At 62.9% G+C, this 23,376-nt stretch carries 23 protein-coding genes; 4 read left to right on the plus strand and 19 right to left on the minus strand.

All coding sequences use genetic code 11. The annotated features are described in order from the left end of the window. Positions 1 to 750, minus strand: coding sequence for an electron transfer flavoprotein subunit beta/FixA family protein (locus AC07W0_RS17930; protein WP_017848520.1), 750 nt, complete (start codon positions 748 to 750; stop codon positions 1 to 3). A gap of 530 nt (positions 751 to 1,280) precedes the next feature. Between AC07W0_RS17930 and AC07W0_RS17935 the strand changes: the two genes are divergently transcribed. Continuing rightward, positions 1,281 to 2,945 (plus strand): electron transfer flavoprotein-ubiquinone oxidoreductase, encoded by a 1,665-nt coding sequence (locus AC07W0_RS17935; RefSeq protein WP_102618466.1) that lies wholly within the window; start codon positions 1,281 to 1,283, stop codon positions 2,943 to 2,945. 180 nt (positions 2,946 to 3,125) lie between these two features. Here AC07W0_RS17935 and AC07W0_RS17940 read toward each other — a convergent pair whose 3' ends face one another. Further along, complete coding sequence (locus tag AC07W0_RS17940; protein WP_017848522.1) at positions 3,126 to 4,019, minus strand: AraC family transcriptional regulator; 894 nt, start codon at positions 4,017 to 4,019, stop codon at positions 3,126 to 3,128. Positions 4,020 to 4,200: 181 nt separating this feature from the next. On the opposite strand from AC07W0_RS17940, the gene AC07W0_RS17945 reads away from it, so the two are divergent. Continuing rightward, positions 4,201 to 5,253, plus strand: coding sequence for an NAD(P)-dependent alcohol dehydrogenase (locus tag AC07W0_RS17945; RefSeq protein WP_102618467.1), 1,053 nt, complete (start codon positions 4,201 to 4,203; stop codon positions 5,251 to 5,253). Here the strand turns inward: AC07W0_RS17945 and AC07W0_RS17950 are convergent, their stop codons facing one another. From AC07W0_RS17950 to AC07W0_RS17975, 6 genes are all read right to left on the minus strand, one after another. After that, the gene (locus tag AC07W0_RS17950; protein ID WP_046489321.1) at positions 5,254 to 6,057 is read right to left on the minus strand and encodes an IclR family transcriptional regulator; all 804 of its coding nucleotides are present in this window, start codon (positions 6,055 to 6,057) and stop codon (positions 5,254 to 5,256) included. 188 nt (positions 6,058 to 6,245) lie between these two features. Beyond that, positions 6,246 to 7,214: an L-arabinose ABC transporter permease AraH gene (gene araH, locus AC07W0_RS17955; RefSeq protein WP_046489319.1), complete on the minus strand. Its 969-nt coding sequence runs from the start codon at positions 7,212 to 7,214 to the stop codon at positions 6,246 to 6,248. A gap of 9 nt (positions 7,215 to 7,223) precedes the next feature. Then, a complete protein-coding gene (araG, locus tag AC07W0_RS17960; protein WP_102619019.1) occupies positions 7,224 to 8,726 on the minus strand; it encodes an L-arabinose ABC transporter ATP-binding protein AraG in 1,503 nt (500 codons plus the stop codon). Next, positions 8,723 to 9,709, minus strand: coding sequence for a substrate-binding domain-containing protein (locus tag AC07W0_RS17965; protein ID WP_046489315.1), 987 nt, complete (start codon positions 9,707 to 9,709; stop codon positions 8,723 to 8,725). Before AC07W0_RS17965 ends, araG begins: the two co-directional genes overlap by 4 nt. Before the next feature lie 38 nt (positions 9,710 to 9,747). After that, entirely contained in the window at positions 9,748 to 10,569 is an 822-nt protein-coding gene (locus AC07W0_RS17970; protein ID WP_046489313.1) for an SDR family oxidoreductase, read from the minus strand. 154 nt (positions 10,570 to 10,723) lie between these two features. Beyond that, a complete protein-coding gene (locus AC07W0_RS17975) occupies positions 10,724 to 11,203 on the minus strand; it encodes a GNAT family N-acetyltransferase (RefSeq protein WP_046489311.1) in 480 nt (159 codons plus the stop codon). Between the two features lie 190 nt (positions 11,204 to 11,393). Between AC07W0_RS17975 and AC07W0_RS17980 the strand changes: the two genes are divergently transcribed. Then, a complete protein-coding gene (locus AC07W0_RS17980; RefSeq protein WP_102618415.1) occupies positions 11,394 to 12,590 on the plus strand; it encodes an MFS transporter in 1,197 nt (398 codons plus the stop codon). An 86-nt stretch (positions 12,591 to 12,676) separates the two neighbouring features. Further along, positions 12,677 to 13,021, plus strand: a complete 345-nt coding sequence (locus AC07W0_RS17985; protein WP_046382380.1) for a hypothetical protein — start codon at positions 12,677 to 12,679, stop codon at positions 13,019 to 13,021. Between the two features lie 69 nt (positions 13,022 to 13,090). Here AC07W0_RS17985 and AC07W0_RS17990 read toward each other — a convergent pair whose 3' ends face one another. The 11 genes from AC07W0_RS17990 to tmk all read right to left on the minus strand — a co-directional run bounded on the left by AC07W0_RS17990 (position 13,091) and on the right by tmk (position 23,375). Beyond that, entirely contained in the window at positions 13,091 to 14,008 is a 918-nt protein-coding gene (locus tag AC07W0_RS17990; protein ID WP_102618414.1) for a PfkB family carbohydrate kinase, read from the minus strand. After that, positions 14,001 to 15,467, minus strand: coding sequence for a purine-cytosine permease family protein (locus AC07W0_RS17995; RefSeq protein WP_046489304.1), 1,467 nt, complete (start codon positions 15,465 to 15,467; stop codon positions 14,001 to 14,003). The genes AC07W0_RS17990 and AC07W0_RS17995 overlap by 8 nt, the downstream gene beginning before the upstream one ends. Positions 15,468 to 15,535: 68 nt before the next feature. After that, complete coding sequence (locus AC07W0_RS18000) at positions 15,536 to 16,567, minus strand: ADP-ribosylglycohydrolase family protein (RefSeq protein ID WP_102618413.1); 1,032 nt, start codon at positions 16,565 to 16,567, stop codon at positions 15,536 to 15,538. Continuing rightward, positions 16,564 to 17,277, minus strand: a complete 714-nt coding sequence (locus tag AC07W0_RS18005; RefSeq protein WP_046382376.1) for a GntR family transcriptional regulator — start codon at positions 17,275 to 17,277, stop codon at positions 16,564 to 16,566. Before AC07W0_RS18005 ends, AC07W0_RS18000 begins: the two co-directional genes overlap by 4 nt. Positions 17,278 to 17,347: 70 nt before the next feature. Continuing rightward, positions 17,348 to 17,908 carry a DUF1285 domain-containing protein gene (locus AC07W0_RS18010; protein WP_046489303.1) on the minus strand — a complete coding sequence of 187 codons (561 nt, stop codon included), beginning with the start codon at positions 17,906 to 17,908 and terminating at the stop codon, positions 17,348 to 17,350. A gap of 16 nt (positions 17,909 to 17,924) precedes the next feature. Next, on the minus strand, positions 17,925 to 18,530 hold the full coding sequence (locus tag AC07W0_RS18015) for a DUF4823 domain-containing protein (RefSeq protein ID WP_046382374.1): 606 nt from the start codon (positions 18,528 to 18,530) through the stop codon (positions 17,925 to 17,927). 184 nt (positions 18,531 to 18,714) lie between these two features. Next, complete coding sequence (locus AC07W0_RS18020; RefSeq protein WP_102618412.1) at positions 18,715 to 19,683, minus strand: GTP 3',8-cyclase MoaA; 969 nt, start codon at positions 19,681 to 19,683, stop codon at positions 18,715 to 18,717. A 114-nt stretch (positions 19,684 to 19,797) separates the two neighbouring features. Beyond that, positions 19,798 to 20,466 carry a TetR/AcrR family transcriptional regulator gene (locus tag AC07W0_RS18025; protein ID WP_046382372.1) on the minus strand — a complete coding sequence of 223 codons (669 nt, stop codon included), beginning with the start codon at positions 20,464 to 20,466 and terminating at the stop codon, positions 19,798 to 19,800. Between the two features lie 445 nt (positions 20,467 to 20,911). Next, positions 20,912 to 21,697 (minus strand): TatD family hydrolase, encoded by a 786-nt coding sequence (locus AC07W0_RS18030; protein WP_102618411.1) that lies wholly within the window; start codon positions 21,695 to 21,697, stop codon positions 20,912 to 20,914. 63 nt (positions 21,698 to 21,760) lie between these two features. Beyond that, positions 21,761 to 22,750, minus strand: coding sequence for a DNA polymerase III subunit delta' (locus AC07W0_RS18035; RefSeq protein WP_102618410.1), 990 nt, complete (start codon positions 22,748 to 22,750; stop codon positions 21,761 to 21,763). After that, the gene (tmk, locus tag AC07W0_RS18040; RefSeq protein WP_046382369.1) at positions 22,743 to 23,375 is read right to left on the minus strand and encodes a dTMP kinase; all 633 of its coding nucleotides are present in this window, start codon (positions 23,373 to 23,375) and stop codon (positions 22,743 to 22,745) included. The genes AC07W0_RS18035 and tmk overlap by 8 nt, the downstream gene beginning before the upstream one ends. Position 23,376: the final 1 nt, after the last annotated feature.

Here is a 23,376-nt window from a genome sequence, read left to right on the forward strand (position 1 = left end):
TTAGATTACCTTCGCTTCGTTTTTCAGTTTCTCGACCAGTTCAGCCACCGACTTGACCTTGATGCCCGCGCTGCGTGCAGCCGGCGCTTCGACTTTGACGGTCTTGTTGGTAGAGGCGGTGGAAACGCCCAAAGCATCCGGAGTCAGCACTTCGAGAGGCTTCTTCTTGGCTTTCATGATGTTTGGCAGAGACGCGTAGCGCGGCTCGTTCAAACGCAGGTCGGTGGTGACGATGGCCGGCAGTTTCAACGAAACTGTCTGCGCGCCGCCGTCGATTTCGCGGGTCACGGCAACGCTGTCGCCGCTCACTTCGACTTTCGAGGCGAAGGTGCCCTGGCCGTAACCGGTCAGTGCAGCCAGCATCTGGCCAGTCTGGTTGTTGTCGCTGTCGATGGCCTGTTTGCCGAGGATCACCAGCGATGGCTGTTCCTTGTCGACAACGGCTTTGAGCAACTTGGCCACGGCCAGGGAGGTCAGTTCTTCAGCGGACTCGACCAGGATGGCGCGATCGGCGCCCAGGGCCAGAGCGGTACGCAGCTGCTCTTGAGCAGTGGTCGGGCCGATGGTAACCACGACGATTTCAGTCGCCACGCCTTTCTCTTTCAGGCGCACGGCTTCTTCCACGGCGATTTCGCAGAAAGGGTTCATCGACATCTTGACGTTAGCGAGGTCGACGCCGGAATTGTCCGCCTTGACGCGAACTTTCACGTTGTAATCGACAACGCGTTTGACAGCTACAAGAACCTTCATGGATTCCTCGTTACTCTCCGGTGAAAAGAAAGTCGCCTAGGCGAACCTGGCGGTTGATGCTCATCGGCACACAAGGGCACCTTCAAAACCTTCGGCAAGTGACGCAGCGATGGAGAGTGATGACCGTTCGTCAGTGGTGACTGGGAGGTCATTCATGATCGCGACGTGTAAACTGCGCGCCAGCATTGGGCACGCGTCACTCTTTTTCGCCTTCGCCTGTCTTTAAAGGTGCTCTTGAAACCTACAGTCAGCCTACGGCGAGCGCAAAACCGACCGTATCTTGACCGGAACGCCTATTCTGGTCAATACGGCAAAATGGCCAGTCATAAGCCCCGTTGCTTTGATTTACCTAGCTTCCAAGCAATTCAAACAAACGTTTGTATTGGACGCTGAGAGTGGTGTAGATATAATGCGCCACCTAGAGAGAAAGGTGGTCATCCGCCTGCCCAGTGAACGCAGCGATGACGCTTACGACACCCAACCTCCACCCATTAGAAAAAAAGCCTGTGAGCCTGAGTAGGAGATAGCCTGTGGAACGCGAATACATGGAATTCGACGTGGTCATCGTCGGCGCTGGCCCGGCGGGCCTGTCTGCCGCCTGCCGACTGAAGCAGAAGGCCGCCGAAGCCGGTAAGGAAATCAGCGTCTGCGTGGTCGAGAAAGGCTCCGAGGTCGGCGCACATATCCTTTCCGGTGCCGTGTTCGAACCACGCGCCCTGAACGAACTGTTCCCGGACTGGAAAGAACTCGGCGCTCCGCTCAACACCCCGGTGGTGCGCGATGACATCTATGTGCTGCGCAGCGCCGACACCTCGACCAAGGTGCCTGACTTCTTTGTGCCCAAGACCATGCACAACGAAGGCAACTACATTATCTCCCTGGGCAACCTGTGCCGCTGGCTGGCTCAGCAGGCCGAGAACCTCGGCGTGGAAGTCTACCCAGGCTTCGCCGCGCAGGAAGCGCTGTTCGACGAAAACGGCGTGGTGCGCGGAATCATCACCGGCGACCTCGGCGTCGACCGCGAAGGCAAGCCGAAGGAAGGCGTCTACACCCCCGGCATGGAACTGCGCGGCAAGTACACGCTGTTCGCCGAAGGCTGCCGTGGCCATATCGGCAAGCAACTGATCCAGCGCTTCAAGCTGGACAGCGACGCCGACGCCCAGCACTACGGCATCGGCCTGAAGGAAATCTGGGAAATCGACCCAGCCAAGCATCAACCCGGCCTGGTGGTCCACACCGCCGGTTGGCCGCTGGACATCATGAGCAACGAGAACACCGGTGGCTCGTTCCTCTATCACCTGGAAAACAACCAGGTGGTGGTCGGCCTGATCGTCGACCTGTCCTACAGCAACACTTTCCTGTCGCCGTTCGAAGAGTTCCAGCGCCTCAAGCACCACCCGGTGCTGGCCCAGTATCTGGAAGGTGGCAAGCGCGTCAGCTACGGCGCGCGCGCGCTGGCCAAGGGCGGCATCAACTCGTTGCCGAAGATGGTGTTCAAGGGCGGCGCATTGATCGGCTGCGACCTGGGCACCATGAACGTGGCCAAGATCAAAGGCAGCCACACCGCGATGAAGTCCGGCATGCTCGCCGCCGACGCCGTGGCCGAGCGCCTGTTGGCCGACGCCGAAGGCGGCGACGAGCTGACCAACTACGTCGACGCGTTCAAAGCCAGCTGGCTCTACGAAGAGCTGTTCGCCACCCGTAACTTCGGCCCGGCGATGCACAAGTTCGGCCCGATCATCGGTGCCGGCTTCAACTGGTTCGACCAGAACATCCTCGGCGGCAAGATGCCGTTCACCCTGCACGACACCAAGCCGGACTACGCCTGCCTCAAGCTGGCCAAGGACTGCCAGAAGATCGACTACCCCAAGCCCGACGGCAAGCTGAGCTTCGACAAACTGAGCTCGGTGTTCATCTCCGGCACCAACCACGAAGAAGAACAGCCGTGCCACTTGAAACTCAAAGACCCGAGCATCCCGATCGGCACCAACCTGCCGCTCTACGATGAACCGGCGCAGCGCTACTGCCCGGCCGGCGTGTATGAAGTGGTGACCAAGGAAGACGGCGAGAAGCGCTTCCAGATCAACGCCCAGAACTGCGTACACTGCAAGACCTGTGACATCAAGGACCCTTCGCAGAACATCACCTGGGTCACGCCGGAAGGCGCAGGTGGGCCGACTTACCCGAATATGTAAAAGGGTTGCATGACCCAGGAGGCTCCCAGATCGGGAGCCTTTTTTGTGGCTGGCATCAACTCAATGTGGGAGGGGGCTTGCCCCCGATAGCGGTGGAACAGTCAGCACATCGATGGCTGACCCACCGTCATCGGGGGCAAGCCCCCTCCCACATTTTTAATCCCGTTGAGCCAGGGAGAATCAGGCAGCGCGCTCTTCGCCCGGGTTGCGCTCGAAGTAGCGCTTATATTCGCGGCTGAACTGCGACGTACTCTGATACCCCACCCGATGCGCCGCCTGTGCCACGCCCATGCCTTCCACCAGCAACAACTGCTGCGCCTTGAGCAAACGCAAACGCTTCAGATACTGCACCGGCGACAACAAGGTGCAGCGCTTGAAGTGTTCATGAAAGGTCGACGCACTCATGTGCGCGTAACCTGCCAACGTCTCGATATTCAGCGGCTCGGCGTAATGAGCATGCAGGTGATTCAACGAGGTGGCGATCCGCGAGAACTGCCCCTGCTGTTCCACCAACGCCCGCAACACATCGGCCTGGGGCCCGCGCAAGGCGGTGAAGAGTAATTCGCGCACACGCGCCGGGCCCATGATCCGGCTTTCCAACGGATCATGCAGGCATTGCAACAGGCGCTCGACGCAACCGCGCATGGCGTCATCCAGCACCACCGAACTCATCGACTCCAAGGTCTGCGCCGTCGGCGGCGGCCCGGCCTGCATGCCCATGGCCATCACCAATTCGCCCAGCACCACCCGGTCAATGCCCACCGTCACCCCCAGCAGCGGTGCGTCGGGCGCCAGGGCGAACGTCTCGCACTCGAACGGCACCGGCATCGCCTGGATCAGGTAGTGCCCCGCGCCGTACTCCAGGGTACGCGGGCCCAGGTACGCGACTTTGCTGCCTTGGGCGACGAACATCAGGCTCGGCTCATAGATCTGCGGCCCGCGTGCGACGTCGCAACTGGCGCGCAGCACCTGCACGCCCGGCAGGTGGGTCGGGGAGAAACCGTCGCAGGGCGTCAGCCGCTCGATCAAGGAAACCAGGGTGGCGTTGGCGTCGAGATGGCGGGTCAACAACATGGCAAAAAACTTCGCGAATAAGGGATGAGAGCATCATCGCAGGTCTGGCGCGCCGTGCATCCAAACCAGGCGTACTGCCGGACGAATAGGCATGAGACTCGGAGCAATCGCCATGGCCGCCTCCGGGGTCGGCGCGGAAAATGGCCCACCTCACTTGTCACTGCTTCTGCGAGGTTCACTCATGTACACCGCTATCGGTTATGCCGCCCAGTCGGCCACCACTCCCCTCGCCCCCATGTCGTTTGAACGCCGCAGCCCGCGCGCCGATGACGTGGCGATCGAAATTCTGTACTGCGGCGTCTGCCACTCCGACATCCACCAGGCCCGCAACGAATGGGGCATCGCCGTGTACCCACTGATGCCGGGCCACGAGATTGTCGGCAAAGTCACCGCCGTCGGCGCCAGCGTCACCGCGCATAAGGTCGGTGATCTGGTCGGCGTCGGCTGCATGGTCGATTCGTGCCGCCATTGCGACGCCTGCCAAGCGGACCTGGAGCAATACTGCCTCGAAGGCCCGACCATGACCTACGCCACCCCGGACCGTGTGGACGGCAGCAACACCATGGGCGGCTACTCCGACAGCATCGTGGTCAGCGAACACTTTGTGGTGAAGATCCCGGCCAAGCTCGACCTGGCCAGCGCCGCACCGCTCCTCTGCGCGGGCATCACCACCTACTCGCCGCTCAAGCACTACGGTGTGAAGGCCGGCGATAAAGTCGGGATTCTCGGCATGGGCGGCCTGGGCCATATGGGCATCAAGTTCGCCAAGGCGATGGGCGCCGAAGTCACGCTGTTCACCCGCTCCGCGAGCAAGGCCGAGGAAGGCCGCCGCCAGGGCGCGGATCATGTGATCGTGTCCACCGACGCCGCGCAAATGCACGCCGCCGCCGGGCACTTCGACTTCCTGCTGGACACCATCCCGGTGCAGCACGACCTGAACCCCTACCTCGATGTGCTGCGCTTTGACGGCGTGCATATCCTCGTTGGCCTGATCGAGCCGGTGGACCCGCCCGTCAACGCCGCCAAGCTGGTGCTGGGGCGTAAAATGCTCGCCGGTTCGCTGATCGGCGGCATCGCCGAAACCCAGGAAGTCCTGGATTTCTGCGCCGAGCATGGCATCACCTGCGACATCGAAATGCTCGACATTCGTCAGATCAACGAGGCGTTCACGCGCATGATCGCCGGCGATGTGAAGTACCGCTTTGTCATCGACATGGCGACCTTGAAGGCCTGATCAGGCCTTCGCGCCCAACTCCGCAGACAGCCGCGCCGCAACCTGTTTGATCACAGGAATCAGCTCGGCCATTTTCTCCAGCGGCATGTAGGGCACGGTACTGGCGATGCTGATGCCGGCGACGATTCGCCGGCTGGCATCGCGCACCGGTGCCGCCACGCAGCGGATCGACGGTTCGTTGTCTTCCAGGTCGAACGCATACCCGCCCAGCACATACTCATGCATGCGCTGCTCGAACTGCGCCCAGGATTGCTCGGGGTGTTGCGGCCACTGCAGGTGTTTCCCTGCCGCCGGCTGGCTGACTTCGTACAGGCGCTGCCACTCTTCGACGCTGTCATCCAACAGCAGCGCCTTGCCGATGCCGGTCCGCGCCAGCGGCATGCGATGGCCGACCCGCGAGCGCATTTCCGGACCGTTGCGCCCGGGGTTCTTGTGCAGGTAGAGCACGTCGTCGTCTTCGCGAATCGCCAGGTGGATGGTGTCACCGGTCAGCGCCGACAACTCATCCAGGTACGGCACCGCCAGGGTCACCAACGGCAACTCTTCGCGCGCCTGAAACCCCAGCTCGATCAGCTTCGGCCCCAGCAGGTAACCGACTTGCGGCACCACGCGCAGGTAGCGCTCCTCCACCAGGCAACTGGCCAGGCGGTGCGTGGTGCTGCGGGTGGTGCCGATGCGCCGGGCGATCTCTTTCAGATCCCGCGCACCGGCCGCCACCGCCTGCACCACGCCCAAGCCACGCAGCAAGGTCTGGGTGCCAGTGGGGGCGGCGTCTTTGACGGGGGTGTGGGCGGTTTCCTGCATATCGGGCCTATGTGGTGGTACGAAAACGAGCGGCATTATGGCAAATACCGAACCTCAATACAGTTGAGATCCAAATGTGGGAGGGGGCTTGCCCTCGATAGCGGTGTGCCAGTCTGCACATCTGTTACTGATAGACCGCCATCGGGGGCAAGCCCCCTCCCACACTTAGATCTTCACATGGCATGAATTCAGCGTTGTTTCATGCGGTCGATCACCACCGCCAGCAGCAGGATCGAGCCGCGGATCACGTACTGGTAGAAGGTGTCGATGTTCTTCAGGTTCATCGCATTCTCGATGATCGCCAGGATCAGCACCCCAGCGATCACATGGCGGATCATGCCGATGCCACCGCTGAGCGATACCCCGCCCAGCACGCAGGCGGAAATCACCGTCAGCTCGAAGCCCTGGCCGATCATCGGTTGGCCCGAGGTCATGCGTGACGCGAGGATCACCCCGGCCAACGCACCGATCAGGCCATGCACGGCAAAGATCAGGATCTTCGTGCGGTCCACGTTGACCCCGGCCAACAGCGCCGCTTCCGGGTTGCCGCCGATGGCCATGGTGTTGCGCCCGTAGGTGGTGTAGTTGAGCAGCCAGCCGAAGAACACAAAGCAGACGATGGTGATCAGGATCGGCACCGGCACGCCCAATAACTGGCCGTTGCCGAACACGAAGAACTGATCCTGGGACACTCCTACCGCCTTGCCGTCGGCAAAGATATAGGCCAGGCCGCGCACGATCTGCATGGTCGCCAAGGTGGTGATCAGCGCATTGACCCGCAGCTTGGCGATGACGATGCCGTTGATCAGCCCGACGATCAGGCCCATCAGCAGCGCCGCGCCGATGCCCAGCATGACGCTGTCGGTGTCGCGCATCACAATCGCGGCCACCACCCCGGCGCAGGCGATCACCGAACCGACCGACAAGTCGAAGTGCCCCGACGCCAGGCAGAACAGCATGGTGCAGGCGGCGATGCCCACGGTGGAAATCGCCAGGCCCAGCCCGCGCATGTTCAGCGGCGAGAGGAAGTTGTCGATCAGCAAGGCACACAGCAGGAAAATCGCCAGCGCCGCGAGCAGCATCGCCCAGTTGTCGAGCAGCGCGCGCAGGTCCACGGGTTTGCGTGCCGTCGGCAACGCGTTGTGTTGGGTCGTCATAGTCGTCTCTCAGTTCGCCAGGCCACGCGGCAAGGCCAGTTGCAGCAAGTTGGATTCAGTGGCGTGTTCGCGCCGTTGTTCGCCGCGCAAAGCGCCTTCACACAGCACCAGAATGCGATCGGAAACCCCCATCACCTCCATCAAGTCGCTGGACACCACAATCACCGCGATACCGCTGGCCGCCAGGTCATGGATGATCTGGTAGATCTCCGACTTGGCGCCGATGTCGATGCCCCGCGTCGGCTCGTCCAGCAGCAGCACTTTCATCGGCATCGACAGCCAGCGGCCCAAAATGGCCTTCTGCTGATTGCCGCCGGACAGGTACATGATTTTCTGCGCAGCGCTCGGCGTCTTGACCTTCATTCCGCGGATTTGCTGCTCGGCGTTGCCCTGCTCCCAGCCCTCGCGCAGCAGCCAGCCGAACCGGGAATGGGCGCCGCGTGCGCTGATGTTGATGTTCTCGGCGACGCTGGCCAGCGGGATGATGCCCTCCTTCTTGCGGTCCTCCGGGCACAGCAGTACGCCGGCGGCGATGGCGTCGCGCGGCGAGCGCAATTGCAGCGCTTGCCCGCACAGTTCCAACTGCCCCGCCGTGGCGCGCTGCAAGCCGCTGAGCAGGCGAAACAGCTCGGTGCGCCCGGCGCCGACCAAGCCGAACAGGCCGAGGATCTCGCCCTTGCGCACCTCAAAGCTGACCGGTTCGCGCAAGCCCGGGCCGAGCAAACCGTCGACCTTGAGCGCCACCTCGCCGTGCTCGCGCGGCCGATAGTCGTAAATGTCCTGGATATCGCGACCGACCATGCAGGTGACCAACTGGTCGTGACTCAGCGCACGCATGTCGTCGAAGGTACGCACGTAGCGGCCGTCCTTGAACACCGTGACCGCGTCGCAGATGCGGAACACTTCTTCCATGCGATGGGACACGTACAGCACCACTTTGCCCTCGTCGCGCAGGCGCGTGATGATCGCCATCAGCCGGTCGATCTCGCGGGCCGACAGGCTGCTGGTGGGCTCATCGAAGGCAATCACATGCGCGCCACGCGACAGCGCCTTGGCGATTTCCACCAGTTGGCGCTGGCCCAGGGACAGGCGCCCGAGCTTTTCCTGCGGGTCGATTTCATCGGCCAGGCCCTTGAGGCACGCCAGCGCCCGCTGGCGCAGTTGGCTGCGGTTGACCACGCCGAAACGCGCCGGCAAATGCCCGAGGAACAGGTTCTCGGCGACGCTCATTTCCGGCACCAGATGCAGCTCCTGGTGGATCACCGCGACGCCGCTGGCAATGCTGTCGGCCGCGCATTTGAAGGCCATGGTCTGCGCGCCGATCTGCACGCTGCCGCTGCTCGGGATGTAGGCGCCGCCGAGGATCTTCAGCAGCGTCGACTTGCCCGCGCCGTTCTCACCCATCAACGCGTGTACCTGCCCCGGGTGGGCGGTGAAACTGATGCTGTCCAGCGCCTTGACCCCGGGGAAGGTTTTGCCGATGCCGTCAAAGCGCAGTGCCGCTGCGGTCATTTCCACAGCCCGATCTTGGTCAGTTCTTCCTGGAAGTTGGCGCGGGTGATCAGCGTCACTTCGTCCATCGCGGTGTACTTCGGCGGTTCCTTACCGGTGGTGACCCACTCGTACATCATCAGCGCGGTGTTGTAGCCCTCGATGTGCGGGCTGGGCAGCATCGAACCGAAGAAACCGCTGTTGGCTTTCTTCAACTCGCCGATGGCGTCGGTGCCGTTGATGCCGATGCCGATCACGTTGGCGGCTTTGAAGCCGGCGCTTTCGGTGGCGCGCACGCCGCCGAGCACGGTGTTGTCGTTCATGCCGCCGATGATCAGGTTCTTCGCGCCGCTGGGCAGCTTGACCAGCGCCGAGTTGGTGGCGTCCATGCTGCCGGGCACATCGAGGGTCTTGAGCGCGGCGGTGAGGATATGGTCTTTAGGAATGCCGGCCTCTTCGAGGGATTTGATCGAACCGTCGGTGCGTTTTTTACCGGTGTCGAGTTCGTTGAAGGTGTTGATCACCGCGTAGGTATCCTTCCAGTCCCAACCGCGCTTTTTCGCCTCGGCGGCCATCGCCGCGCCTTGCTTCTGACCGACTTCGAACGCGGCCATGCCCAGGTACGGCACGTCTTCCATGAAATTGCCCTTGGCGTCGACGAAACGATCATCCACGGCCATGACTTTCAAGCCGTTGACCTTGGCCTTGGCGACAATGGCCGGGCCGAGGGACACGTCCGGCGGGCAGATCACAAAGCCCTTGGCGCCGTTGGCGGCCAGGCTGTCGATGGCCGAGAGGGTCTTCTCGCCGTCGGGCACAGCGATCTTGATCACAGTGAAACCATGTTCCTTGCCGGCTTTTTCAGCGAAGGCCCATTCGGTCTGGAACCAGGGTTCTTCGGCTTGTTTGACCAGGAAGCCGATTTTTACGGGTTCGGCGACGGCCAGGCTGCTGAAGCCGCTTAACGCAATGGCGGCGGCGAGTACGCGGAGTGTTTTTTTCATGAACGGCACCTCTTGTTGTTATTGGAGAGTGACAAGTTCTAGTCGTGGTACATCACCGACCGTCCGCCATCGATCATCAGGCAGGTGGCGTTGATAAAGGGCGCCTCATCGGTGGCCAGAAACAGCGCGCTCATCGCCACCTCCACAGGCTGGCCGATGCGCTTGGGCGGGTGCAGGTCGAACGCGCGCTGGCGCTCGGCGTGGGGGTCGGGGAAAGCGTTCCAGTAGTCGACGTTGAGTTGGGTTTCGATATAACCCGGGGCGATGGCATTTACGCGGATGCCCTTGGGCGCGTATTCGATGCCGAGGGCGCGGGTCAGGCCGAGCAGGCCGTGTTTGGCGACGGGGTAGGGAAAACAGCCGGGGATGATGTGGCTGGAATGGGTCGAGGCGATGTTGATGATGTTGCCGATGCCCTGCTCGATCATGTGCGGCAACACCGTGCGGCAGCCATACCAGGCGCCGTCGAGGTCGATGGCGAAGCAGCGCCGCCAGTCTTCATCGGTCATCTGCAACGGGTCGCGGAACACGTTGACCCCGGCGCAGTTGACCAGCACATCGACACGGCCGAAGCGCTCGATGGCCAGGTTGACCAGCGCCTGCCATTGCGCCTGGGACGTGATGTCGACCGGTTGCGCGTAGATCTCGGCGCCGCGTTCGCGCCAGTGGGCGGCGACTTGCTCGACCTTTTCGCCCTGGATATCGGCGATCACCAAACGTGCCTGCTGCGCCTGGAAGCAGGCCACGATCGCCTCGCCAATGCCTTGGGCCGCGCCGGTGACGATCACCACCTTGTGCTTGAGCCGCTCGCCATAAGTCGGTTCGGGCACGGCGGGGAGTGACAGAGGTTGTGCCTGCATCGCTTCACCTGTTTTATTTTTGGTAGTGAGTGCTGATGCAGCCGACTATAAACCCAGACCTTTAAATATCTCAATATATAAATTTACATCCCATATAGTGAGAATGCATATAAAAAAACCGGCGTCGGGACGCCGGTTTTCACCGGGTACCTGATCAGCCCTGGGCGAAATCCCGCAGCGCATCGCCCTCCATGCGGTAGCGCACCCACTCTTCCTGGGGCTGGGCGCCGATGGATTTGTAGAAGGCAATCGCCGGTTCGTTCCAATCCAGCACGCTCCATTCGAACCGCCCGCAACCGTTGTCGCAGGCGATCTTCGCCAGGTGGCGCAGCAACTTCTTGCCGGCCCCGCCGCCGCGTTGCTCGGGGTTGATGTAGAGGTCTTCGAGGTACAGGCAGTTGCTGCCCAGCCAGGTGGAATAGCTGAAAAAGAACACCGCGAAGCCGATGGGCAAACCGTCGCGCAGGCAGATCAGCCCATGGGCGGTGGCGCCTTCGCTGAACAGGCTGCGCTCGATATCCACCACACTGGCGATCACTTCATGACGGGCTTTTTCAAACTCGGCCAACTCGGTGATGAAAGTCAGGATCTGCGCAGCATCGCTGGGCACGGCGGGGCGAATCTCGATGGTCATGGGCGCGCCTTGGGCAAATTCAAAGGCCACATACTAAGACGGTTTGATGACAGATTGCAGTGCAATTTCGGGATCGCCAGGCCACCTTACTCCGTTGCGGGCTAAAGCAAGCACCAGCAACCACAGAACAATCCGTCCTGACACGCATGGTAGAACGTGGCCATAACTCCAATGATTCCAAGGCGTGCTCATGAACTCCACACCTCCGGTGGGCGGAAAACTATTCGTCCTGTTTTGCCTGGCCAGCTTCCTGTTGTCCTTGTCCTACGGCTCGACGTTTCTGCTGTCGTTGCTGATTCACTCGCGCGGTGGGAACGAGCATGACGCCGGCAGTGTGATTTCCACGGCGATGCTCAGCACCTTCGTCGCGGTAGTGCTCTCCGGGCATTTGGCCGATGCATTGGGCGCGGCACGGGCGATTGCGGGGATGGGCGTGTTGCTGGTGGTGGCCTGCCTCGGTTTTGCCCTGACGCCGGGGTTTGGCCAAGGCTTGATGCTGTTCGGGCTGGCCCTCGGCTTGGGTTGGGGGGTGTTCTACACGCTGGGCCCGATCATCGTGACCTTACTGGTCGAGCCCAGGCAGCGGGCCAAGTATTTTGCGCTGCTGTCGGGCAGCATGTTGAGCGGGATCGGTTCCGGGCCCTTGCTCGGACGAGCCACCAGTGCGCTGGACCTGCCCCTGACGACCGCCTTCTATATCGCTGGGGCGGCCAGCCTCGTTGGGGTGCTGATGTTCTGGCGACTGGGCGCACAACTCAAGCACCATGCGAATGCGCCGACGTCGAGGATTTCCCTGGCCGCCAGCCGCCGGGTGCTGTCGTCCAGGGCGGCGTTCGCCATCCTCATGGTCGGCCTGGGCGGGTGCGTGTTTGGCGGGCTTTCATCGTTCCAGACCAGCTACGCGGCCGCGCATGGGTTGGATTATTCGCTGTTCTTCGCGGGGTTCCTGAGCGCCGCGATCACCAGCCGTCTGTTGATCGCCGGCTTCGTGGTCAAGCGCGATGCCTACCGGGCCGCCTGTGTGTTGTCCGGGATCATGCTCGGCTCGATTGCACTGTTTGCTTTTGGTGTGAGCGGTAACCTCAGCTACCTGCTGGCGGCTGCCACGCTGGGGGTGGGTTACGGCCTGACGTATTCGGTGATCAATGGGCTGGTCGCCCACGAAGCGCCGTCCGGCACGACGTCCCAGGCGTTGCTGCTGTTCAGCCTGGCGTATTTTGTCGGCGTCTTCGGGTTTCCCTGGCTGGCGGGCAGGATCATCGTCGACTACGGCCTGTCGACATTGATGATGGGCGTACTGGCCATCGCTGCACTGAACTGGATGATCACCGTGGCACGCCTGATAGCGCGCCAGCTCGCGGCGCACAAAACCTTACAGGTGTCCTGATACCGCTCGTCGGCATCCAGGCACGAACCCCACATGAGGGCTGACCAATAAAGGGTAAGGACATTAACCCTAATGGAGACACCCTCATGAAGCATTCCAAGTGTGCTGCCCTCGCCTTCACGGCGCTGCTGTCCGCTGCGTCGCTGAGCGCTTTGGCCGCGTCCTCGTCCACCGGCAAGACCGATCCGGTCGGCACCCCGCCGAGCCCGGCGACCCAGGAATCCCAGGACTCGATGGGCACCGGCCTCGACACCAATGGTGGCGCGATCATCGACAACGGCGCCGACCCGCGCACCCGAGGCAACGACACCCAGCGCCAGACACCCGCCGCCGTCGGTAACGGCAAGATGGGCCCGGGGGTCAATCAGCCCGGTATCAACAAGGGCGACGACTCGAACATCCCTGGCGCACCGAAACAGCCTGCGCCGTGAAGCATCGAAATAGCGGGTTAGTCGGTGCCAGCCTATGAGTCAGGGCAAGCCCTAGCGCCTATGCGGGGCTTATCCAGCGAGGAATGCGTCGACTTCCGCGGCGCCGGGAGCAGTCGCCGGCCCCCAGCGCGTCACCGCCAGGGCCGCCGCCGCATTGGCACGGCGCGCCGCGTCGAGCGGTATCAAACCATTGGCCAAACCGGCGATGAACACGCCGGCGTGGGCGTCTCCGGCGCCATTGCTGTCGACCGCCTGCACCTTGAAGCCGGGCACAGGCTCAAGCGCATTCGCCCGCCCGACCCAGCAACCGTTCGGCCCGTCGCGCACCACCCGCAGTGTGTCGGCGGGCAGATACTGGTTGAGCTTGATCAGCGCCTCGGCCATATCCGCCGCGCCGGTGAACGCCAGGACTTCCGGGCCGTTGCTGGTCCAGATATCGATACGCGGCAGCAGCGCGCGCATCAACGCCGAATCGGGCGCCTGGACCAGCGGGCCCGGGTCGAACACCACCGTAATCGCCCGTGGCAGCGCCAGTAGCCAGTCGATCAGCGCCTGGGCCTTGCCGTCGAGAAGCAGGCTGTAGCCACTCACGTACACGTAGTCATCGGCACGTGGCGCGACGTTGGCCAAGTCCCCGGCGCTCAGCTCGCCCTCGGCGCCCAGATGGGAGATGAAGGTGCGCTCGCTGCTGGCTTCGGTCAGCGCCACGCACAGGCCGGTGTCCTTGCCGGCGCTGGCGGGCAGCGCGATGTCGATGCCTTCGGCGTGCATCGCCGCACGGGCAAGGTCGCCGAAACGGCCGCTGCCGTGGCGCCCCAGATAGACCACCGGCAAGCCGTTGCGCCGCGCCGCCGCCATCACATTAAAACCGCCGCCGGCTTCGAAACGGGCCGATTGTGCCAGCACGTCGCCGCCGCTCGCCGGCAATTGATCGAGGGCCATGACCAGGTCGACGATGACCTGGCCGGTGTGCAGCAACCTAGGCATTGGCACGCTCGACCAATGCCGGACGCCGGTCAGCCGCGCCGCCGAGCAATGCATATATCCCGCCGGCCACCACGAAAGTCACGATCCAGCCCAGGCCGTTGTGGCCCAGCCAGGAATCGGACAACGGCCCGGCGAACCAGATGTTGTCGGCGGTGGTGCCGATGGTAGTGAAACTGAACCCCAGCCCGATCGCCACGGCCCACGCCCCCAACGCGCGCCATTCCACGCCGCCGCGATACCAGTAGGCGCTGCTTGGGCTGACGTTCAGCAGGTCGTCGGGGCTGTAGTAATGACGGTGAATCAGGTCGACCACGAAGATCCCCACCCACGCGGTGATCGGCACCGCCAGCAACGAGATGAAGGTGATGAACGGGCCGTAGAAACTGTCGGCGATCAGCATGAAGTAGATCGAACCGGCGAAGATCGCCACGATATCGACGATCACCGCGTACACGCGCTTGACCTTCAAACCGAGGGTCAAGGTAGTGAGGCCGGCCGAATACACCGACAGGTTATTCGACAGCAACAGCCCGCCAAACGCGGTGATCAGGTACGGCACAGCCATCCAGGTGGGCAGCATGTCGCGGATCGCGACGATCGGGTCGGTCGCCGCCGCCAGGTCGTTGTTGCCCACCGACAGCAGGCCGCCGAGGGTGATCAGCAGCACCAGTGGAATGCCCGCGCCAAACGCGGCAGACGCCACCAGGCGCACGGCCGTGACGCTGCGGTGTTGGTAGCGCGACATGTCGGCGCCGGCGTTGGCCCAGCCGATCCCGGTGCCGGCGGCCATGGTGCCGATGCCGATGAGCATCGCGCTCAAGGGCGCCGGGGTGGCGTTGAACACTGCGCTCCAGTCGATGGTGGCGCAGAGGAAGCCGCCGACCAGGAGATTCAAGGCGCCGAACACGTAGGTCGCCCACTTCTGGATCACCAGCAAAGTCGCATGGCCCAGGCCGGAAACGGCCAGGGTCAGCAGTACGAAAATGGCGATGAACAGCAGCGTCAGCAGCGGCGCACTTTTCGCCGCGACCGGGGTGTGGAACAGCAGCGTACACAACGACAGCAGCACGAACGCAGCAGTGGTGGTGTTGACGGTCTCCCAACCGAGCCGCGACATCAGCGACACCAACGTCGGCCCGATATTGCCGCGCACGCCGAAGATGGCGCGGGACAGCGTCAGACTCGGCGCACGCCCGCGCCGCCCGGCGATCGAGATAATGCCCACCACCGCGAAGGAGCCGGCGGCACCGAGGATGGCGACGATGACCGCCTGCCAGATGGCCAGGCCGCGAAACGCAACCAGGGTGGCGCCCAGCGGCAACCCCAGGATGCTGATGTTCGCGGCGAACCACACCCAGAACAGTTGCAGCGGATGGCCGTGGCACTCGCCTTCGGGGACCGGTTCGATGCCGCGCGTTTCCAAGCGCCCGGCGCTTGGGCCGGAAGTGGACGTACTCATGTGCGGGTGCTCCTGGTGCCAGTATTGTTAGGGTTGTGGCAAATTCGCAAATCGCAATGTTGACTCGGTCAGTGCGCGAGCGCGCTGGCCTGTAGCGCCTGGCGCAAGCTGAGCAGGCCTTCAACCAACGGCTGCAACGCCAGCCCGTTGACCCGCTGGACCTGTTCGATCATCGCCGCCGGCCAGCATTGCATCCCCAGGCACGCGCCCAGCATCGCGCCGAGGATCGCGGCGATGGTGTCGGTGTCGCCGCCCAGGCTGGCGGCCACGCACAAGGCCTCGAAGGCGTTCATCTCGCCCACCGCCACTTGCTGCGCGAGGGCGAACGACACCACCACCGATTCCTGGGAAGCGACCGAGGTGCCAATCAATTCATAGAGCAGGTCGGCGAACAGCGCCTTGTCGCCACTGGCGACGCTCAAGGTCCGCGCCCAACCGATGCGCGTGGCAATACGGCCGCCGGCCACCCAGTGTCCATGGCGTTCGGCCTGCTGGGCGATCTGGCTGCCGATGTTCAGCGCTGCGCCCAGGTCCGCGCCGTTGATCCCGGCCGAGACCACTGCCGCCACTGCCGCGGCACTGGAGATGCCCAGGCTGGTGTTGTGGGTCACCTGGCACGCCTGGATCACCGCACGGATGAACGGTGCGGAGTCGCTGACATCGGCGGCAATCCCCACCGGCGCGATACGCATCGCCGCGCCGTTGGTGGTGCCGTAGCGCCCGGACTCTTCAGGCGTATGCCCGGCGAGGATCATATCGATGGCGCGCTTGGTCGACGGGCCCAGCAGGTCCTGGGAGCCTTTGGCGCGCATTCGCGCTTCCCAGTCGATCAGGCGTCGCGCAAGTACGCTCGGCTCGATCGTGCCCTGGCCTTCCACCAGCAACTCACCGACGAGGATCGCCTGCTCGGTGTCATCGGTGATGGAGCCGGCGGGCATGTTCGGTGCGATGGGTTGGTCGGCGTCGGCATCTTCCAGGCCGGTGATGGCACCGAAGCGCGCCCGGACCTGCTCACGGCTCAAAGACTGGGTGGGCATGCCCAGGGCATCGCCCAACGCCAGACCGTAGAAGGCGCCGAGGGCACGATTGTGCGCGCTCATTTCGTCGCGCCAAACTGCAAGTGCAGACGAAAATGCAGCGGGTCGAGCAGACTTTCCACGTATTCCATGAAGCGTTCGCGCCGGTCGTAAGTGGTGCGCGACGCCTTGAGAAACACCGTGCCCACCGGGCGCTCGAGCAGCTCGGCGTCTTCATCGGTCAGAGGCTCGGCGCCGATCCATTGATCGCCTTCGGCGCCGACGTAACCGTAGGCGGCCAGGGTGATGGTCAGGGAGTTGTCGATCAGCCCGACCCGGGGCAAGCCTTCCAGGCCTCCGGAGGCCGGCATCAGCGAGCGCTCCAAAGACACGGCGCGGCCATCGGCGGCGCGGCGGCGACGGTCGAGGGCGATGAATTGGTCGCTGCCGAAGCGGCTGAACAGGTCCGGGCGGGTCACGGCTTCGAAGCGCAGGATGTCGGTGCTGACCAGGGCGCCGGTGTCGGCCAGGGCCTGTGCCCAGCCATTGCGTTGGTCGAGCACCATGCCGTCATAGGTGACGATGGAGCCGACGCCGCCCTGGGTGGCGATGTAGTTGCGGCGCTTGAGTTCGGCCAGGGCTTCGCGCAGCGTGCCGCGACTGACCGCAAACTCTTCGGCCAGTTGATGCTCGCCCGGCAGCAGGAAACCGTCGGCCATCACCCCACCTTCGATACGGCGGATGAGTTCGTCGACGACGCGTTTTTTCTTATCGAATCGGACATGTCTAATCATGTACAAATTGATAACCGAAAGCAGCCGTTTGCAGCAAGCAAATTATTTCAGGGAGAGGAAAAAAACCTTCTCAGGGCTCCAGGCCAATCGGGAAGAACGTCCCGCCGCTCCACACGCCGAGCCAGTTCTGACCGTCGATCGGACGGCTCACCGCCAGCTCGACCAATTGGTAGAACACATTGCGATGCACCAGGGCTTCGAGGTTGGCGCGCACGCGCAGATAGGGCGAAGGCTCCTCGGTGTCGGGGTCGATCACCACCCGCAGCGGGTGTTCAAGATCGGCCTCGACCTGCTCGTCGACTTGCGTGGTGAAGCGCAGCCGCTGGCTTTCGCCCTGCCCTTCGACTTCGAGGGTGACCGCGACAAACGGCGCATCCTCGACGGTGATGCCGACCTTTTCCACGGGGGTGACCAGAAAGTACTCATCGCCATCGCGGCGGATGATGTTGGAGAACAACTTGACCATCGGCTTGCGCCCGATCGGCGTGCCCTGGTAATACCAGGTGCCGTCGCGGGCAATGTGCATGTCGATGTTGCCGCAGAAGTCCGGGTTCCACAGATGCACCGGCGCCGGCCCCTTGCCCTTGGGCAGTTGGGCCAATAGATCATTGGCCTTGGCGGAATCGGTCATGGGCTTCTCCTCTGGCTTACTGATCGCTCATGCCCAGCAGGCCTCGGGCGTACTGCGCCAGCGGGCGGGCGATCAGATCTTGGGGCGTATTGTCGTGGAACGTCAGTAAACCGCCACGACTGCGAATCCGTGCAGTATCAATCAAATACTGGGTGCTGGTCTCGATCAACATGATCTGGATAACGCCGCTGTCCAGGCCGACACGGTCGAGGGCCTGTTGATCGGTCCACTCATCGGCGTTGCCGATGCGGTCATCCGCCTTGGCGAAGCGGCAGTACAGCAAGTAGTGAGCGCCGGCCGCACGGGCTTCGGCCATGGCTTGTTCGAGGCTTTCGGGCTGGCGGGCGCGGCGCACCATGGGGAAGTATTCGACGAAGCCGTTGAAAGCTTCTTCGGCGACCACGTTCGGGCGCGGATAGGCGCTGCCGGGCGGCACGAAGGCGCCCTGGGCGATGAAGACAAAGGAGTCCGGCTGCACGCGAATCGACGCGGAGCGCCGGGTGTCGCTGTGGTCCAGCAACCCGGCGTCGCTCATCTGATAACGGGTGCCTTCGGCCATATCGCTGACGGTCATGCAACCACTCAGCGTCAACGACGCCAGCAACAAAACCAGACTACGCATCCTAATCCTCCAGAAGCCGGTGACGGAAAACCGGCGAATGGGCATGAGATGCAGAATCCGCGCCATTTGGGGAGGGGGCTTGCTCCCGATTGCGGCGAGTCGGTCAGATTATCTGGGACTGACACATTGCAATCGGGGGCAAGCCCCCTCCCACACTGGATTGTGCGCAATCTTGAAAACCGGGTTAGCCGCCGATGATTTTCATGATGGTCGCACCACCGGAGAACGCCACTTCCTGTTTGTCGCCCAGGGCCTTGATCAGCAAGCCTTGCAAGGCCGGCAGCGCCTGGTGGCGCGGTTTATCCAGCAGGTCGCCGACATAGTGACGATTGCTCGACGACAGGCAGCCATGCAACCAACCGGTGGACGACAGCCGCAACCGTGAACAGGTGCGGCAGAACGGCACGCTTTCGTTGGCGATCACCCCAAAGAACCCCTTGCCCGGCACTTCGTAGCGCACCGCCGTGGCGTCCACGGGAGCGTTGGCTTGCAGGTATTCGTGGTGTTCGCCGATCAGGCTCAGCAGTTGCTGAAGGCTGACGAATTGCTGCAGGAACGCATTGGAGTCCTTGGCCAGGTGGCCCATTCGCATCAGTTCGATAAAGCGCAGCTCGTAGCCCCGTTCCAGGCAATAGTCGAGCAGCGGCATCACCTGATCGAGGTTCTGGCCGCGCAACGGCACCATATTGACCTTGATCTTGATCCCGGCCGCGCGCGCCTGGTCCATGCCATCGAGCACCGTGGCCAGGTCGCCGCCACGGGCGATGCTGCGAAAGGCCTCGGCGTTCAGTGTGTCGAGGGACACGTTGATGCGCCGAATGCCGGCGTCCACCAGCAGCGGCAGTTTGCGCGCCAGCAGTTGGCCGTTGGTGGTCAGGCTGATCTCACTGAGGCCCATCCCGCCCACGGCGCCCATGAAGGCTTCCAGCTTGGGGCTGACCAACGGCTCACCACCGGTGATGCGCAGGCGCTCGATACCGGCGGCTTCGATCAGGTAAGCCACGCCACGGGCCATGGCCTCGGCCGAGAGTTCGTCCTGGGCAGCCACCAGCCGCTTGCCGTTAGGCACGCAATAGGTACACGCGTAATTGCAGGCTGAGGTCAGGCTGATCCGCAAATTGCGAAAACGCCTGCCTTGACGATCAACGATCATGGATCACTCCGGCAGAGGATAATTCAGACGCAGCAAAAGCTGACTCATAAATCAGCTTTTGGCAATAGCCTTACCTGAGTATATTCCTGGGTTACTGCACCTGGCAGCAAATCATTACGCGGCAGGTGTGCCAGCAGGTGCAGCGTCAACGGGTGGCAGCTCGCTGCTGTGCTTGCGCTTGTTGCCCATACGCACGCCGATGTCCATCAGGAACTGGAAGAAACCCTCCTGATCTTCCAATACATTGCTCCAGAACGGCGAGTGGTACAGCGCCACTGCGCCATGCACCAACGCCCAGGCGGCGCAGTAGTGGAAATACGGCGGCACGTCTTCCAGCTTGCCTTCGCTGATGCGGCCCTTGATCAGCAGGGTCAGGCGTTCGAAGTTCGAGGCGCGGATCTTGTGCAACTCCTCGACCATTTCCGGCACCTGATGGCCCTTGACCACCTTCTCTTCCAGGCGGTCGAACAGGCGGTAGCGCTGCGGGTCACGCATGCGGAACTCGAAGTAGGCCCGCGACAGGGCTTCCTTGTCCTTGTCCACATCGGCCGAATGCAGCAGCTCGTTCAGGTCGCGCTCGTAGTCGAGCATCAGGCGCAGGTAGATCTCGGCCTTGGACTTGAAGTGCTTGTAGATGGTGCCTTTGCCGATACCTACGGCATCCGCGATCATCTCGACGGTAACGCTGTCTTCACCTTGTTCGAGGAACAACTTGAGGGCGGTGTCGAGAATTTCCTGCTCGCGGCGGCGAAACTCACGGACCTTACGGGGTTCTTTTTGCATGAGGAAAAGGTCTGCAGAGGTCGGTATAGGGAGGGTTGCGCAGGGCCAAGGAGACGTGGCGATACGATTTACCCGGTACGAGGGATTATCCCGACTGAACGGTCGTTGGGCAACGCTTATGTGAACCGTTCACACACATTACTTTCAGCATGCCGACGAATTCATGGTGTTCAGTCAGAAATAATACGTGACGTCTACGCCTGTACATCCGCTCAATGAGAACTCAAGCGAAGCGCGCGTATTCCAAATCTGTTTAAAAAACGACCAGACGCGACTGGACTGAATCGGATACTGATCAATACTTCAACTGTCGGCGCGACATCTCCCCCAAGTGAAGCGTCGACCTGGGTACCGACGGACTGCGTGCCCTTGTTTTACTCCTAATGGTCTTAACCCGGATTCCCCCCCCAGAACCCGGGTTTTTTTTGCCTCGGATTTGGTCGCGTCAACCCGCGACGTGCGCCAGCGGGAACAGGCGCTTGAAGTTCTCGGTGGTCTGTTCGGCAAAGCGTTCGTAGGATTCACCGCGTAGCATCGCCAGGTAATCCGCCACGTCACGCACATACTCCGGCAGGTTCGGCTTGCCGCGATGGGGAATCGGCGCCAGGTACGGCGAGTCGGTTTCCACCAGCAGCCGGTCGGCCGGCACTTGTCGCGCCACGTCACGCAGGGCGTCGGCATTGCGAAAGGTGACGATGCCCGACAGGGAAATATAGAACCCCAGGTCGAGGGCCGCCTTGGCCATGTCCCAGTCTTCGGTGAAGCAATGCAGCACGCCGGCCTGGGGCAATGCGGCTTCGCGCAGCAGGCTCAGGGTGTCGGCGCGGGCGCCGCGGGTGTGGACGATGACCGGTTTGCCGGTCTGCTCGGCGGCGTGCAGGTGCAGGCGGAACGACGCTTGCTGCAATAGCGCGGCTTCGGGCTCGTAGTGATAGTCCAGGCCGGTTTCACCAATTGCCACCACCCGTGGGTGGTTGAGTTCGCCGAGCAACCAGTCGAGGGCCGGGGCTTCGCCGGGCTTGAGGTCCAGCGGGTGGATACCCACCGAGCAATCCACGTCCGCGTAGCAATCCGCGAGGGCTTTGACGTCGGCCGCATTGTCGGCACTGACGCCGATGCACAGGAAGTGCCCGACCCCACGCTGGCGGGCCGCTTCCAGGGCGGCGTCGAGGGAACCGCCGTGTTGGGCGAGGTCGAGGCGATCAAGGTGGCAATGGGAATCTACGAGCATAGGAAATGACAACTTCAATCACGGGAAGGATCTGGCCGACGATACACCCGTCGGCCACGGAAATTAACGCCGGCCGAGCAAACCGACCCACTGCACCAGCAACGCTTCGAGCAACAGCACGCGGTTGAGGTTGGCCTTGCCGAGGACCTTCTGGCGCTGGGCGAGAATCCAGTCCTGGATATTCAGCACCTTGTCCTGTGCGCTTTTCTGCGCGAGGTATTGCACGACCTTGCGCATGTCCGGCAGGCCCAGGCCATTTTCATCCAAGGTCAACTGGTAGCGCAGGATCAGGCTCGACCAGTCGCAGAACCAGTCGAACAGCAGCAGCAAGGGGATGTCCTTCCAGGCGGTTTCCGCCAACTGGGTGGCGGACAACTCCTGCTTGAGCAGCTTTTTCACCCCGTCCACCACCAGCGCGCGTTGCTCGCGCACGCCCTGGGCCTGCAGCTTCACGGCGGCCAGGGGGGAGCCGGCGGCCAGGGTCAGCAACTCGACGCGTTCGGCTTCGGAACAGTCCGGCAAAGCCTGTTCCAGCCATTGCAGGCTCATCGCCTCGCTGGGCAATGGGCACGCCTGCTGCACGCAACGGCTGCGAATGGTCGGCAACAAGCGGCTGGACTGGTGGCTGACCAGCAACAGCACGGTATCGCCGGAAGGTTCTTCGAGGCTTTTGAGCAAGGCGTTGGCCGCGTTGATGTTCATCGCCTCCACCGGCTCGATCAGTACGACCTTGCGCCCGCCCATCTGCGCGGTTTGCACCACGAAGCTGACGAGGTCACGCACCTGGTCGACCTTGATCGCCTTGTCCGCTTCCTCGGGTTCCAGCAGGTAGTTGTCCGGGTGGCTGCCGGCCTTGAGCAGCAGGCAGGACTTGCACACGCCGCAGGCTTCCAGGTTGACCGGACGTTGGCACAGCAGGCTGGCCATCAGGCGTTCGGCGAGTGCGCGCTTACCGATACCCGCCGGGCCGTGCAACAAGTAGGCATGAGCGTGCTGGGCACGCCCCGCCAGTTGCTGCCAGAGACTGTCCTGCCAAGGGTAGGCTTCAGCCACGGGCGCGCTCCAGCAATGTGGGTAGCAGCGCATCGATGGCCTGCTGCACCTGGGCCAGCGGCTGGGCGGCGTCCAACAGGTAGTAACGCGCCGGCTCGGCCTTGGCCCGGGCAAGGAATGCGCTGCGCACGGCGTTGAAAAACGCCTGGCCTTCCAGTTCGAAGCGGTCCAGGCGGCCACGCGCACTGGCACGGGCCAGGCCGACTTCCACCGGCAGGTCGAACACCAGGGTCAGGTCGGGACGCAAATCGCCCTGGACGAAGGTCTCCAGGGTGGCGATGCGCGCCTGGGACAGGCCGCGGCCACCGCCTTGGTAGGCATAGGTGGAATCGGTGAAGCGGTCACAAATCACCACGGCGCCGCGGGCCAGCGCCGGGCGAATCACTTCGGCCAGGTGCTGGGCGCGTGCGGCGAACACCAGCAGCAACTCGGTGTCCGGGTTCATCTGTTCTTCGCCTGGGGCCAGCAGCACTTCACGGATGCGCTCGGCCAATGGCGTACCGCCGGGCTCGCGGGTCAGCACCACCTCGACGCCCGCAGCGCGCAAACGCTCGGCCAGGTAATCGCGGTTGGTGCTTTTGCCGGCGCCTTCCGGGCCTTCCAGGGTAATAAACAAGCCAGTCACA

It is taken from the genome of Pseudomonas sp. GW704-F2, from assembly GCF_059423025.1.

Excerpts from the sequence above, each read along its gene's own strand:
- AC07W0_RS17930 (WP_017848520.1), bottom strand. The coding sequence starts at position 750 with ATGAAGGTTCTTGTAGCTGTCAAACGCGTTGTCGATTACAACGTGAAA.
- AC07W0_RS17940 (WP_017848522.1), bottom strand. The coding sequence starts at position 4,019 with ATGTTGTTGACCCGCCATCTCGACGCCAACGCCACCCTGGTTTCCTTG.
- AC07W0_RS17945 (WP_102618467.1), top strand. The coding sequence starts at position 4,201 with ATGTACACCGCTATCGGTTATGCCGCCCAGTCGGCCACCACTCCCCTC.
- AC07W0_RS17950 (WP_046489321.1), bottom strand. The coding sequence starts at position 6,057 with ATGCAGGAAACCGCCCACACCCCCGTCAAAGACGCCGCCCCCACTGGC.
- araH (WP_046489319.1), bottom strand. The coding sequence starts at position 7,214 with ATGACGACCCAACACAACGCGTTGCCGACGGCACGCAAACCCGTGGAC.
- araG (WP_102619019.1), bottom strand. The coding sequence starts at position 8,726 with ATGACCGCAGCGGCACTGCGCTTTGACGGCATCGGCAAAACCTTCCCC.
- AC07W0_RS17965 (WP_046489315.1), bottom strand. The coding sequence starts at position 9,709 with ATGAAAAAAACACTCCGCGTACTCGCCGCCGCCATTGCGTTAAGCGGC.
- AC07W0_RS17970 (WP_046489313.1), bottom strand. The coding sequence starts at position 10,569 with ATGCAGGCACAACCTCTGTCACTCCCCGCCGTGCCCGAACCGACTTAT.
- AC07W0_RS17975 (WP_046489311.1), bottom strand. The coding sequence starts at position 11,203 with ATGACCATCGAGATTCGCCCCGCCGTGCCCAGCGATGCTGCGCAGATC.
- AC07W0_RS17980 (WP_102618415.1), top strand. The coding sequence starts at position 11,394 with ATGAACTCCACACCTCCGGTGGGCGGAAAACTATTCGTCCTGTTTTGC.
- AC07W0_RS17985 (WP_046382380.1), top strand. The coding sequence starts at position 12,677 with ATGAAGCATTCCAAGTGTGCTGCCCTCGCCTTCACGGCGCTGCTGTCC.
- AC07W0_RS17990 (WP_102618414.1), bottom strand. The coding sequence starts at position 14,008 with ATGCCTAGGTTGCTGCACACCGGCCAGGTCATCGTCGACCTGGTCATG.
- AC07W0_RS17995 (WP_046489304.1), bottom strand. The coding sequence starts at position 15,467 with ATGAGTACGTCCACTTCCGGCCCAAGCGCCGGGCGCTTGGAAACGCGC.
- AC07W0_RS18000 (WP_102618413.1), bottom strand. The coding sequence starts at position 16,567 with ATGAGCGCGCACAATCGTGCCCTCGGCGCCTTCTACGGTCTGGCGTTG.
- AC07W0_RS18005 (WP_046382376.1), bottom strand. The coding sequence starts at position 17,277 with ATGATTAGACATGTCCGATTCGATAAGAAAAAACGCGTCGTCGACGAA.
- AC07W0_RS18010 (WP_046489303.1), bottom strand. The coding sequence starts at position 17,908 with ATGACCGATTCCGCCAAGGCCAATGATCTATTGGCCCAACTGCCCAAG.
- AC07W0_RS18015 (WP_046382374.1), bottom strand. The coding sequence starts at position 18,530 with ATGCGTAGTCTGGTTTTGTTGCTGGCGTCGTTGACGCTGAGTGGTTGC.
- AC07W0_RS18020 (WP_102618412.1), bottom strand. The coding sequence starts at position 19,683 with ATGATCGTTGATCGTCAAGGCAGGCGTTTTCGCAATTTGCGGATCAGC.
- AC07W0_RS18025 (WP_046382372.1), bottom strand. The coding sequence starts at position 20,466 with ATGCAAAAAGAACCCCGTAAGGTCCGTGAGTTTCGCCGCCGCGAGCAG.
- AC07W0_RS18030 (WP_102618411.1), bottom strand. The coding sequence starts at position 21,697 with ATGCTCGTAGATTCCCATTGCCACCTTGATCGCCTCGACCTCGCCCAA.